The sequence below is a fragment of the Limnofasciculus baicalensis BBK-W-15 genome (assembly GCF_024178385.1).
Lineage (GTDB): Bacteria > Cyanobacteriota > Cyanobacteriia > Cyanobacteriales > Coleofasciculaceae > Limnofasciculus > Limnofasciculus baicalensis.
In genome coordinates, this window is sequence record NZ_JAMZMM010000167.1 from 1 (window position 1) to 13,257 (window position 13,257).

The 13,257-nt window shown below is 41.3% G+C and carries 10 protein-coding genes and 1 pseudogene; 8 read left to right on the forward strand and 3 right to left on the reverse strand.

What is annotated here, in order from left to right:
* The 3 genes and pseudogenes from NJ959_RS16555 to NJ959_RS16565 all read left to right on the forward strand — a co-directional run.
* Positions 1–424: pseudogene (locus NJ959_RS16555) on the forward strand (hypothetical protein); the annotation flags it as partial.
* A 307-nt stretch (positions 425–731) separates the two neighbouring features.
* The gene (locus tag NJ959_RS16560) at positions 732–3,347 is read left to right on the forward strand and encodes a ShlB/FhaC/HecB family hemolysin secretion/activation protein (protein WP_254012843.1); all 2,616 of its coding nucleotides are present in this window, start codon (positions 732–734) and stop codon (positions 3,345–3,347) included.
* A 193-nt stretch (positions 3,348–3,540) separates the two neighbouring features.
* Positions 3,541–4,068 carry a PPC domain-containing protein gene (locus NJ959_RS16565; RefSeq protein ID WP_309242644.1) on the forward strand — a complete coding sequence of 176 codons (528 nt, stop codon included), beginning with the start codon at positions 3,541–3,543 and terminating at the stop codon, positions 4,066–4,068.
* 33 nt (positions 4,069–4,101) lie between these two features.
* On the opposite strand, the gene cobS is transcribed toward NJ959_RS16565, so the two are convergent.
* Positions 4,102–4,896, reverse strand: coding sequence for an adenosylcobinamide-GDP ribazoletransferase (gene cobS, locus NJ959_RS16570; RefSeq protein ID WP_254012844.1), 795 nt, complete (start codon positions 4,894–4,896; stop codon positions 4,102–4,104).
* Between the two features lie 300 nt (positions 4,897–5,196).
* Here cobS and NJ959_RS16575 point away from each other — a divergent pair, with 300 nt between their 5' ends.
* Entirely contained in the window at positions 5,197–5,649 is a 453-nt protein-coding gene (locus NJ959_RS16575) for a hypothetical protein (protein WP_254012845.1), read from the forward strand.
* A gap of 107 nt (positions 5,650–5,756) precedes the next feature.
* Positions 5,757–6,878, forward strand: coding sequence for a tRNA guanosine(34) transglycosylase Tgt (gene tgt / locus NJ959_RS16580; RefSeq protein ID WP_254012846.1), 1,122 nt, complete (start codon positions 5,757–5,759; stop codon positions 6,876–6,878).
* A 92-nt stretch (positions 6,879–6,970) separates the two neighbouring features.
* Here tgt and NJ959_RS16585 read toward each other — a convergent pair whose 3' ends face one another.
* Entirely contained in the window at positions 6,971–8,515 is a 1,545-nt protein-coding gene (locus NJ959_RS16585) for an ammonium transporter (protein ID WP_254012847.1), read from the reverse strand.
* 305 nt (positions 8,516–8,820) lie between these two features.
* Between NJ959_RS16585 and NJ959_RS16590 the strand changes: the two genes are divergently transcribed.
* Positions 8,821–10,188, forward strand: a complete 1,368-nt coding sequence (locus NJ959_RS16590) for a serine/threonine protein kinase (RefSeq protein WP_254012848.1) — start codon at positions 8,821–8,823, stop codon at positions 10,186–10,188.
* Positions 10,189–10,575: 387 nt separating this feature from the next.
* Here NJ959_RS16590 and NJ959_RS16595 read toward each other — a convergent pair whose 3' ends face one another.
* Positions 10,576–11,898, reverse strand: a complete 1,323-nt coding sequence (locus NJ959_RS16595) for a helix-turn-helix domain-containing protein (protein ID WP_254012849.1) — start codon at positions 11,896–11,898, stop codon at positions 10,576–10,578.
* Positions 11,899–12,097: 199 nt separating this feature from the next.
* Between NJ959_RS16595 and NJ959_RS16600 the strand changes: the two genes are divergently transcribed.
* Both NJ959_RS16600 and NJ959_RS16605 read left to right on the forward strand, forming a co-directional pair.
* Positions 12,098–12,292: a hypothetical protein gene (locus tag NJ959_RS16600; protein WP_254012850.1), complete on the forward strand. Its 195-nt coding sequence runs from the start codon at positions 12,098–12,100 to the stop codon at positions 12,290–12,292.
* Positions 12,293–12,373: 81 nt separating this feature from the next.
* Positions 12,374–13,138, forward strand: a complete 765-nt coding sequence (locus tag NJ959_RS16605; RefSeq protein WP_254012851.1) for an ATP-grasp domain-containing protein — start codon at positions 12,374–12,376, stop codon at positions 13,136–13,138.
* The last annotated feature ends 119 nt before the right edge of the window (positions 13,139–13,257 follow it).

The following is a 13,257-nucleotide window of genomic DNA, read 5'->3' on the forward strand; positions in this document are numbered from 1 at the left end:
GAATTTTATGTTACCTTTTGTTTCTCGCCTAATGGCAGAGAAATCTTCTTGCTTGTTGCCTCTTGCCTGTGAAGCCTCTATTCCTTACCGTCAGCCATTTACATCAGCAGCGGCACGTTTGGCTGCCCTACAGCGGGAATGGAGTTTTGCTTTAATGAATAATCAAATAGCGATTCACCGAGATGCGATCGCACAATGGGGTAAGGAAACTGATATTCTGGCTAATGCTCTCAATCAACTCGCTACAGAGCCATCAAGGAAGAATTTAACCACGGCTAAAGCAGCGCTCTCCTCCTTCCGATCTCAATTCTATAAGTGGATGGAGCCGCAAGCACTCCAGCAACCCTATCAAGTGCAGGTGTGGAATTCCCGTCTGACAACGATTGAAAGGTTACTCAGCTATGGCGAACGGACAGGGTTATAGTAACCTGATGCTAGGGTGGAGAATACCGCAATCTCTCCTGTTGCTCTGAAGTAGAGGATGTATGATAGACATTGCCCTCCCTATTTCCAGATACAGCAATTTTCAGGTGAGGCACAGAGAAACCCGGTTTCTTTGAGAAACCGGGTTTCTGGGGTGTACTTTATCAACCTGCAATCTGCTCTAGGTGAAAAAAATTACCGACAACTTATCCTGTAGCGTGCTATTTTGTATAAGTTATCGGTTATATAATCAAAAAATCGTTTAAATTAAAATCTTTGACGTTATGTAAAGTAGAGTTTTTTTCTCCATGAACTGGTATTCTCGGCTTAACCTTTTGCTATGTTTGTTCTCAGTTTCTACTCTCCTTAGTCTAGTAGGTATTTCTTCTGGTGATGCCAAGCCTACTTTAACTAGCCCAAAATTACAGCAAACCGTAAATCCTAAAAAACCCTTAAAAGTCGGTAAGTTACCTATGGAGGAGGCTAACCGTCAGCCATACCCAGTTAAACCCCAAACACTTAATCCATCCACTAACCGTCAGTCATACCCAGTTAAACCCCAAACACTTAATCCATCCACTAACTTAAAACCAACCCAAGTAAAACCGACTAACTTAAAGCCTCAACCCCCAAAACCGCCAAACCTGACAATTTTGCCTCTTCAGCCTCCAGTTATCGAAGCTGAGAATCTGAATACTAGAATCTTGCAAGCCAGAATCATTCAGGCGGCAATTCTCAATCCTATTATCCTGGAAGCAGGAATTATTCAATCAACAATAATCGATCCTACAGGAGTGGAATCTACTGTTGTTCATCCAATTTCCCCAAATAGCATAAAACCAGAAAATACTCAGGCAGCAAACCTCCTCCTTACCCCAATTTCCCCAGCTATCATAAAACCAGACAATACTCAGGTGGGAAACCTCCTCCTTACCCCAATTTCCCCAGCTATCATAAAACCCGAAAATACTCAGGGATCTCATCTTCAGGTTTCCTCAATTTCCTCAGCTACCCAGAAACCGGAAACTATTCCAGGATCTAATCTGCCAAATACCCAGAAACCAGAAAATATTCAATTAGCTAACCTTTCACTATCACCAATTTCCTCAGATATCCAGAAACTGGAAACTATTCCAGCATCTAACCCAAAACCGGAAAATATTCAATTATCTAGTCTCCCAGATTACCGAATTCAATCAGCTACCGCGAAACCAGAAACTATTCCAGAAAATCATATCGGTAAAAAGGCGCAGAATCAAACAGTATCGGCAGGAAATATAAATCAAAACGCTAACATTAATAGCGTCGAACAACTTGCGACATCGACAGTTAAAAAACCAGATCATCAACAACAAAATAGAACCAGAATTAATCCCAGCCCTAGTAACATAAAACAAACAACAGATCCTCCAGGAATACCTGGTCTAATTACAGTAGAAAGGATTGAGGTCAAAGGTAGCACAGTTTTTGGGGAAAACGAACTAAATCCAATTATTAAGCCCGTTGAAGGACGTACCGTCGGGATAGAAGAACTTCGTAAAGTTGCAGATGCCCTTTCCCAATTGTATTTAGATCGGGGTTATATTACCTCCAGAGCAATTCTTAACGAAGAATCCCTCTCCAGTCGGGTAGTGCAAATTCAAGTTATTGAAGGGAGTTTGGAAGATGTTCAGGTTGAAGGTGCTAAACGGATAAATCCCAACTATGTGCGATCGCGGATACAATTAGGTGCAAGTACTCCTCTAAATACAGGTAAGCTAGAAGACCAACTACGCTTATTAAGAGCAGATCCTCTATTTGAAAACGTGGAAGCCTCTCTGAAAGCTGGTACTGGCATCGGCAAGTCTATTCTAGTCGTAAGAATAAATGAGGCTCGTCATTTTGAGGGTAATGCTAGCATCGATAACTATTCTCCTCCCAGTGTTGGTTCCGAACGATTGGGTGGTAATATCACCTATCGTAACTTGACTGGTAGAGGTGATACCTTTAACGCCTCTTACAATCGCACCACAGCCGGAGGAGCCGAAACTTGGGATTTGAGCTATCAAATACCAGTTAATGCGAAAAATGGTACAGTGCAATTGAGGACTTCTTGGAATAATAACCAAGTGATTCAGGAACCATTTAGGACTTTAAATATTCGCGGAAATTCTGAATTATATGAAATTACCTATCGCCAACCTTTGATCCGGACACCCCGTGAAGAATTTGCTTTATCATTGGGATTTACCTTTCAAGATGGTCAAACTTTTACCTTTGCTGGACCAACACCATTTGGGTTTGGTCCAGATGAAAATGGGGTGAGTCGCACTAGTGTAATTAAGTTTGGACAAGACTATACCAAACGAGATGTTTCTGGTGCTTGGGCTTTGCGTTCTTTATTTAGTTTTGGTACGGGTTTATTTGATGCAACAGATAATGCTAGTCGAGGTTCGGATATTCCTGATGGTCAGTTTATCAGTTGGCTGGCTCAAATACAACGGGTACAAGTTCTCAACCCAGATAACTTTTTAATTGTACAGGCAGATTTGCAATTAGCGTCTGAGGGTTTATTGCCATCTCAACAGTTTGTAGTTGGTGGTGGGCAGTCAGTGCGAGGTTTTCGGCAAAATGTCCGAGCGGGTGATAATGGATTACGGTTTTCGGTAGAAGATCGAATTACTTTGGAAAGAGATGAAGCAGGTATCTCCACATTTCAAATAGCGCCATTTTTTGATTTGGGTTATGTTTGGAATGTTTCTGATAATCCTAATTTCTTACAAGAGCAAAAGTTTATTGCTGGTTTGGGGTTGGGAGTATTGTGGCAACCGCTACCGCGATTTAGTATGAGATTAGATTATGCTTTACCTTTGGTAGGTTTAGACGATCGCGGACGGAATGCTCAAGATGATGGATTTTATTTTAGTGTAAATTATAGTTTTTAACTTGTGGGAGACGATTGGCGGATTGACGGATTAATGCTTGCCTAAATGAGCAATGAGCAATTAGGAGCCGCTAACATTATCGCAAAAGTCAAAAGTGAAATGCCTGCTCTGAATCGGTTATGGCGTTTTCCGATGCCATAACCGCCTTAGCGACTGCTATATAATTGAGCCGTTCCAGCTATGAAGATATTTTATGACGAATGCTTTTGCCGCTCGCTTGAGCTTATCTCTCCTCGTTCCCTTGTCCTTTTTGACAGTAAGCTTAACTACAGCGGCTGCGAGGGCACAAAACTGTCAGATATATAATCCCATTCCACTTCCGAAAACTAATGAAGTCTCTGATACTCTCACAGACAAAGATATTCCCATAGGCGATGGCGGCTTTGCCCGTGACTACACTATCACCCTAAGTGCCACGGATCAAGTCGCTATAGATGTAATTTCCGATAACTTTGATGCTCTCGTTACCCTGATGGCAGCAGATGGCTCCACTGTGGCAGAAAATGATGATGGTCCTGATGGCAGTACCAATTCTCTGTTATTTGCCCGGATTACCGAAGCTGGAAAGTATATTATTCGGGTACGTGCCTTTGGCGAAACAGGTGGCGGTGGTTTTAAGATGAAAGTGACGCGCCTCAAACCTGTCTCAGACGCAAGAGATGGGAAATTTGAGGCTCCCATCTCTTGCACAGAAGGGGATTCTTTAAGAGTCAATGGTTAGTATGCTTGGGTTTTGGGACTTTTTCTGGCACGATTAAGCTAGCAGTGGTGTAATTAGGCAGAGAAATAGAGCTTCTGTCCATTCCACCACTGCACCGTAAGTATCCCCAGTATGTCCTCCCAACTTCCGATTAAACCAAGCACCTGTTAAAATCGCGATCGCACTTCCTCCCATTACCATTAGTAAAGCGATACTCTCATTACCCCGAGCTAATAATAGGGGCAATCCAGAAATCCCCAATAGCAATATCCATCCCCCCAGGATATCTTGAGGGAGGCGAATGGATTCTTTATGAAAAGCACCTTTGCCAGTAGGTTTAAGATAAGGATAAACTGCGATCGCAACTACTTGTCCCCATCTACCCCACCCAGCCGCACTCATTAATACCAACCACCGATAATCCTGTATATCAGTCAGGGCTGCTACCTTTAAAAGCAATAGCACCATGCCAGCCATTGCCCCAAAAGCCCCTGTCGCACTATCAGTCATCACCTGTAAACGTTGCTCTCGATTGCCAACCGCTAATCCATCGGCTGTATCCATTACCCCATCAAGATGGAGTCCCCCAGTAATCGCAATCCAAATCCCAACTATCCCCACACTGCGAGTTAGAGTTGGTACACCTAACTGCTCAAGCCCAGCATCTGCTAATCCCAGAATCCCGCCAATAAACAATCCCACCAAAGGTGCCCAACGAGCAATGCGGCGAAACTCAGCACCCCAAATCTCAGGAATTGGGATAGAGGTATAGAAGGTAATCGCACCAAGGAAGGAACACCACACCAAACGTCCTCGTTGTAACAATCCTCGAACGCCTAAGTGCTTCATAAGGGACTAAGTATCAAAAACTCAACAGACTCAAAAATACGTCTATTTGCTGAGGAACAACAGGACAATATTGGGATAGTATTGTCTCATATCTTAGTGTATTACCTGTAAGACCTTGGTATTGAGCTTATAGATATCAGCCACCATTACATAAAGTCCAGATAGTTTTTATTTGCCTTTTCCTTGGCAAAGGCTATGATCTAAGTAACGGGTTTTTCCCTATCGGGTCTAACAGCGTAACCACATAAATCCTTTCTATGGCACTATCAGCCCCACTTGCATCCTAGGCTTTTACCCATCATGAGTTATAATCAACCTCCGCACCAAATTCCCGCTCCTTGTATCATTGATAGAGGCATCATCGTCAATAAGCAAGATATCGGACGCTTACTCACGGATCTCGGTCGTGTTCGCTATATCCATACTATTGATAGTAATCCGCAAAGTGAAGGGGAAGGGTATGTGCTGGAAGTCTTTGCCGATCCCCATCGCTCTACGCTAATTGCTAACCAGGCAATATATATTAATGTCTATAGCTTTGATTATTTGGAATTAGGTCAGTTTACTGAAAAAGAAGCCTACTTCGATCTAATCCAAGATAATCGTCAGTTACGCCTGATTCCCCTATCCAGCCCTTTACAGGATCAATCAGGTGAACCGCTCAATGCCGAAGCCCTCGAAGCAATGGTAACTCAAGTACTCAGCGCTAAATGGGATGTGCAAATAGACGATGAGGGTGAGTGTCCATTCTAATTAGTTGTTGGTTGTTAGTTGTTGGTTGTTTGGCAATAACGGATAACGAATAACAAATAACAAATAACAAATAACAAAGGACAAATAACAAAGGACAAGTAAACTCATTGGCTCAACAAAACAAATCCTTTTCTTTTCAATGTCAGGCATCCTGTAGCCACACAAAGGCGCGTGCTGGTGTTTTTGTAACGCCTCACGGTTTGATTGAAACGCCTAAATTCATGCCCGTGGGAACAGTCGCAACAGTTAAAGCTTTAACACCAAAACAGTTAGAAGAAGCTGGCTCGCAAATTATTCTGGCAAATACTTATCACCTACACCTGCAACCCGGAGAAGGAATAATTGAGCAAGCAGGTGGACTTCATAAATTTATGAGCTGGGATAAACCCATTCTCACTGATTCTGGTGGCTTTCAGGTATTTAGTTTGAGTAAACTCCGTAAAATTACTGACGATGGTGTTATTTTTCGCTCACCTCGCGATGGACGGATTATCAATATGACACCAGAATTGTCCATTGCCATCCAGAATGCTTTGGGAGCTGATGTTATTATGGCATTTGATGAATGCCCTCCTTACCCAGCAGAGCGATCGCAAGTTGAAGCCGCTGTGGAACGTACATATCAATGGCTCAAGCGCTGTATAAATGCGCACAAACGTCCTGATGAACAAGCATTATTTGGGATTGTACAAGGCGGCGTTTATCTGGATTTACGTCGTGAGGCGGCGGAAGCCTTAGTGTCGTTGGATTTACCGGGTTATGCTATTGGTGGGGTTAGTGTGGGTGAACCTCCGGAATTAATTCACAAAATTGTTGATGCTACTGCGCCCTATTTGCCTCCTGAGAAGCCGCGCTATTTGATGGGAATTGGTACTTACCGGGAAATGGCAAGAGCAGTTGCGGCGGGCATTGATTTATTTGATTGTGTGATACCTACCCGCGTTGGGCGACATGGTGCTGCTTTGGTGCAGGGGGAAAGGTGGAATTTGAAAAATGCTCAGTTTAGAGAGGATTTTACTCCTCTTGATGATACTTGTCCTTGTTACTGTTGTCAGAATTTTAGTCGCGCTTATCTGAATCATCTGGTGCGATCGCGCGAGGCTTTGGGTATTATGTTACTGTCCTTGCATAATGTGACTGAGTTGATTCGGTTTACTCAGAAGATTCGGGAGTCGATTTTGCGGGATACTTTTACTGTAGAATTTGCTCAGTGGTTGGAGGTAGGGTAATCTCATGCCCGGTAGTATTCTGTTCGTAGTAAGGACTTCAGTGCTTATAAATATAAAATGGCACTGAAGTGTCTACTACAAACAATAAGGTTTTATCTTCTCCGGCGCTTCCGCTTTAATGACATAATGTCTTCGCCTTCTGTAAATAAATTATCTACACCTAAAATTTCTTCTTTTCGAGAAACTCTCAAACCTTTAAGAGGTGTATAAGGAGGTTTTACTTCAGGAGAAATAATACAGATGAAATAGCTAACACCAAGCCAGATGAGGGTGCTAAATATAACTGTGAAACCACCAACGGTGATAATTCCGATAATTTGAGCAAATAACTGTTCTATACCTTCATTAAGATTAAAAAATAGACCTGCTTTATTAGGACAAGTAACCGAATTATACCAAGGGTAACTGCCTGGGTTTTGGCTAAAAAGCCCTACCGCCAGTGTACCCCAAATACCGCAACATAGGTGAACTGGAACCGCACCCACAGGATCGTCTATTTGACACTTATCTAAAATAATAGTAGCAAAAACAACAATAAATCCGCCACACAAACCAATCAAAGCAGCACTGGGAATACTGACAAAAGCACAAGGGGCTGTAATGCTAACACAACCAGCGAGAATACCATTAATAATAAATGAGAGACTAGGTTTTTCGTAAAATTGCCAAGCTGTAAAAGTTGCCGAAATTCCACCCATTGCACCTGCCATGAGGGTGGCGAGGAGAATATGAGAAATTGCCTCAGCATCAGCAGTTAGAGTTGAGCCAGCATTAAAGCCAAACCAACCTAACCAAAGAATAAAGCATCCTAGGGTAGCGATACTCAGATTATAGGGTTTCATAGAAACAATTTTTTTACCGTAATAGCTAGTTTGTTTGGCAATACGCCGCTCTTGATATGCAAAATTTCTATATTTTCCTAGCCGTTGTTTTAGGAATAGAGTTCCCATCAACGCAGCCCAACCACCAACTGAGTGAACTACTGTTGAACCTGCAAAATCTCTAAAACCTAACTTGGAAAGAAAACCATCTCCCCAAACCCAATGACCTGTGATAGAGTAACTTAATACAAAGAAAAAACTGAAAGTAACAAAAGCACTAAACTTAATCCTTTCCGCAACAGCTCCAGATACAATAGTTGCTGCCGCGCCAGCAAAGGTTAATTGAAAGAAAAACTTGGCATTGAGAGGAATATTTGCCCAACTTAAGGAATGAAAAATTCCTTGGTAATTATCTTCTATCAAAGGGCTGTTGTCTGAGCCTATTAGAAGAAAACCATTCGTACCAATGAATGGATTCCCGTCGCCAAACATAAATCCGAAGCCTAATATCCAGAAAGCCGAGGTAGCAATGGCGAAAACAATCAGATTTTTGGCTAAGACAGTAATAGTACTGCTACTTCGGCAAAAGCCAGTTTCTAACATGGTGAAACCTGCATTCATGAAGAATACTAAACACCCTGTCAGTAGTGTCCATTGAGTATTTTGGTTAACATCCGAAGTTACTGAATTGGGAGATTGAGCAGCAGCGACAGATATCCACATTAGGATAATCGCGGTGACTAAGGGCAAACATTTGTACCAACGCCACCACTGACTCTTTTGACGGCTTGATTTCTGACATCCTTGCTTAGGCATAGGGAATAGAGGTATTTTGGTTAGTAAAGAAAATCTGATTTAATAATAAGTGTTTAATTTCGCATCTACTTATATTTTGCCGATCGGCCATAATATAAATAAGCAATGTCAAAACTTTGAGATAGTCTCAATCGAAAATCTGTATCAAATGATACGGATTTTCTGATATCGAGTTAAACTACCTTAACAGGTTTCTCACCCAACTATTCCCCATAAATCTCTCCCCCAAGAAAATTATTCAAAACAATGGAGAGCCTCAACTCAATGAATCATCAGGGCAATCCCACCCCCTAAACTACCAGAATATGCCAAATTGCCTGTGCATTAACCCAAACTGCCCAAACCCCCAAAGATCCCGCGATGAGCAACCTTGCCCAGCTTGTGCTTCTCCGTTGCTGCTGAATGGGCGATATCGGGCTACCCATCTGCTGCACCAAAGAAATATAGTTTCTGCGGTTTTTGAGGCTATTGATGTCGCTGATGGGAATAACTCGAAAGTTTTAAAAGTTATTTATACCGATAATCAAGAGGCAATCTCCCGGTTTAATCGAGAGGCAGATGTCTTGATGAATTATTGGTTTAAAGGAATTCCTAGGGGATATTCAGAAGGATACTTCCATGTAGAATTTCCCAATAATCCCAAACCAGCGTACTGTTTGGTGATGGAAAAGATTGAGGGAATGAATTTACAGGAGTGGATGGAAAGTCGGGACAATCAACCAATCAGTGAAAGGGAAGCTATTGATTGGTTGAGGGAACTTGTAATAATTTTAGGAAGACTCCACGAGCAAAAATTTTATCATCGAGATATCAAACCATCGAATATCATGCGGCGGGAGAATGGACAACTAATTTTAATCGATCTTGGTGCGGTACGAGCAGTTACCCAAGCTGTTTTGAACGGTGCAGATGTTACTCGCATTGGTACTGATGGTTACGGCGCACCGGAACAATTAAGACAAGGTATAATTAGTGCAACATCGGATTTCTACGCATTGGGACGTACCTTTGTACATCTGCTAACTGGTGAACATCCTAATAACTTACGTGAAGACTCTCCAGAAAAGTTACGTTGGCAACCTAGTGCGCCTAAAGTCTCTAAGCAGTTTGCAGATTTTATTGATAGCTTGATGGCTTATTCGCCAGAGAAACGACCTCAAAATACAACAGATATTTTGCAGCGTTTAGCAAAAATTGAAAGCGATTTACAATTTCAAGAAGAAGTTAAAAGTTTTTTTAACTTTCAGTTAACTTTTAGGAATATTGCTGGGGGGATAGGAGTTTTAGTTGTCTTCTTAGTATTGATATTAATTTACTACCGAAATCAAAATATTACTTCTGTTTCAACTCTGCCCTCAATAGACACTCCTACACCAACTCCCAGTGATTATACAGCTTGTCGAAAAGGATTAGGTGAGGCAGTTAGCGCAAGCGGATTATCTGATCGGGTACAAAAGTTCTTGGAAGAAGAGTATAAACGAAATACAGATCTAGATCAGTTTAAAGGTAAAATTACGGCTAGTCAGAATAATTGCAAAGTTGTGTTAAGTGTGTTTTTATCAGAGAATGAGATTCTCAGTGATGAAATTAAAAGCCAGATAGAGAAGATGATTGTTGAAAATTTTCCTGAAGCAGAGAAGACTGTGCAATGGAATATAAATGTGATTAAGTAATTCTTCTCGTTCCCAGGTTGAACCTGGGAACGAGGGTTGGGAGGCTCTGCCTCCCTGCTATTGAGCATGGTGCAAGATCTCAATTAAAACCGACTATGGATAATGATTTTAGTCCGTTTTAAGTCATAACTTGATTGTCAGTAGAGCAAGAAAACCCGCCGTTGACTCAAGTCCAATGCTAATAGAATAGCTTAAGTATATTTCAATGGAGTAAACTTCTCAGTCAGTCGGTTTCAACCGACTTTAGCTGTTAGACAGTGGTTTGAACCACTGTCGGGTTATTGCGATTGGTGCAAGTTATTAGTTGTAACGGACTTTAGCTATTAGCCAGTGGTTTTAACCACTGGCGGTTATTAATAACAATCCCAAATATGAATATCACACAACCTAAGCAAGTTTTCTAGAAACATACATCCTAATAATCCCCTGAAGAGTAAAATAGGATTCACCCTCAGTTTTTTCCATCACTGTAGGTGTAGCCTTCTCAATCAGGGATCGCCGAATCAGTGATGTAATCGCATCTGTTATGCCAGACTTGTTAAGTTTATTGCGCAATTCTGCAATAGAAACTGCCTGATTTTCAGTAGCAAGACAATACATTATCTCTCTTTCCAAATCTGATAAACGTTGAAACTGAGAATCTAAAAGCTCATTCACATCATCAAAAACTAACGTACCTTCCTCTAAAAACTGAGAAACATTCCCGCCGAATACTTCCTTAATTCTTGTTGCCACCAGCTTCAGTTTAAGAGGATTACCTTGATAATAGTCAATTAATTCATTCAGCCTATCTTCTGCACCAGAGAATCCTTTTGACCTAAATATCTGTACAGATGCACTATCATCCAAACCTTGCAAACGCAACCAATAGAGTCCTCGTGTTTGATCCGCAAAAGATTCTATACTTCTAGGTTTCTCGCTACCAACTATTACCAAACAGCTTTGATGAGGTGCTTCTCCTACCTGTTTAAATAATTTATCATAATCTTCATATCCCTCTCGATATCGCCCCGCTAGCTCTCCAGCGCAGAGGATTTCCTCCACATCATCTAGTAATAATAAACAGCGGTGGTTACGCAAATACTCAAGCAATCTTGCAATTCCGATAGATGAGCTAGATTGTGTATCTTCTCCTGAGTTATTAGAGAGAAATCGGATTAAATCAGTCAGGAGTTGTTGTAACTGTGGGGCATCTTGCAGAGAGCGATAGATAACACAATCAAACTGATTTTGAATCTGTTGTGCTAGTTTGACAGATAATGAGGTTTTGCCAATTCCTGGCATACCAAATAGTGCTACTAAGCGGCATTTATCTCTCACAATTGATTGTTCTAAATCGGTTAGTTGTTTAATACGTCCGTAGAAAATCGAGACATCAGGTGCATTTCCCCAATCTCGACGTGACTGGGTACTCCTATTCTCTCGGATCGCAGGTTCAGATACTGCTACTGATTGGGATCTTCGCTCCAGTGCTGTCTTAAAATTTCTTTTACTGACTTTTTCCCCTAACACCTCTGAAAGGAGATCCCATAACTGATTGCCCTCATTCTTAATGTGTTGAGGGTTATAGGGATGAGTCTCTGCAATCTTCTCATAGGTGAGATCCTGCCAAGATCCCATCAGTATATACTTTTGAATATCAGTCAAGTGTTTTCCTGTGGCAGTAAAAAAAGCCCGATCAGCAACGTTGAATGCCTCTTCAGAGTTCATTAGTCAGTTAAATATCAAATTTTCTCTAGTTTAACCTAACTTTTTCGTAATTTTCCGGATTAACATAACCGTCAAAACACCTGAATCTATCGGAATCCATCGTAACGACAAGCTTCTGGCAGCTCAAGATAATAGTGGTATGGATTGAATAAATCCTATTGCGAGAAACAAATCATTAGCACTATGGAGGGAAAAAATTATGGAGAATACACCTGAATCCCAAAACAAACAACCCAAGCCCCCAGTCTCGCGACTAGATCTAATTGTAGCTTGGTTAACGATAATTGCCAGTATTAGCCAAGTCATCGATCTAGGCTTGCAAATCCATCAGTACCTGGATCAACAACAACCTCAATCGGTGGAGATAATTCAGCAATCAAAGAAAAATAGCTGATCTGAATAATGTCCAATTAGGCTAAAATAAAAAGGCGATCGCGTCAGTGGGTGCGATCGCTTTTTAATGGGATTAATATAATTGATTGAAAGCGCATTACTCCAAGAAAATGGTAACGGGCGAATGGAGCCTGAAATTTGCAGCCTATACGATGAATTGCAGATGAGGCAAATCCCTGTTCAGCTATTTGTTGAGAAACAATTGTTAAGGAAAAAACTGCAACTAAATAAAAATATTTTGGTGGCAGGATATATCCCCGTTGTCCTCAATGCGCTGCGTCAACTTGGGATACAACCGCCAAAACCTAACGATTATCCTCAATCATTACAGCCATTTCTCCGGCGACGGATTTGGCAAAGTACCGTTCAAGATATTATTAGAGGATTTTCTCATATCTATCATCCGATCGACTCGCCTATTTTTGTTAAGCCCTGTGGTAAGTTGAAGCGTTTTACCGGACGAGTATTTGAGTCAGAAAGGGATCTAATATATTTGGAGGGAATATCAAAGCATTTACCTGTATACTGTTCTGAAGTTGTTCAGTGGTTGAGTGAATATCGGGTATTTGTTATACAATCTAAAATTGTTGGTATTCAGCATTACGGCGGAGATCCATCTATCTGCATAAATGAAGATATTGTTGTAAATGCGATCGCGTGTTTAGAGGAATCTGGAGAAGCTACTGCTGCTTATGCTATTGACTTTGGCGTTATTGAGGAGAATCAAACGGCACTAGTTGAGTTAAATGATGGATTTTCCATCGGATCTTATGGTTTGGACAAGGCTGTTTATACTGATTTGATCCTAACCAGGTGGGGCGAACTTACAGGATATATTAATAATTAATTTACTTCACACAATCTGTTATTTTTGCTTTTGGTGTTATTTATTAACCTCTCCTTAATCTCAAAACTATACAATAAAGTCAAAATTCCCCAATCCCCACCTCCCGATACGGCATCCGC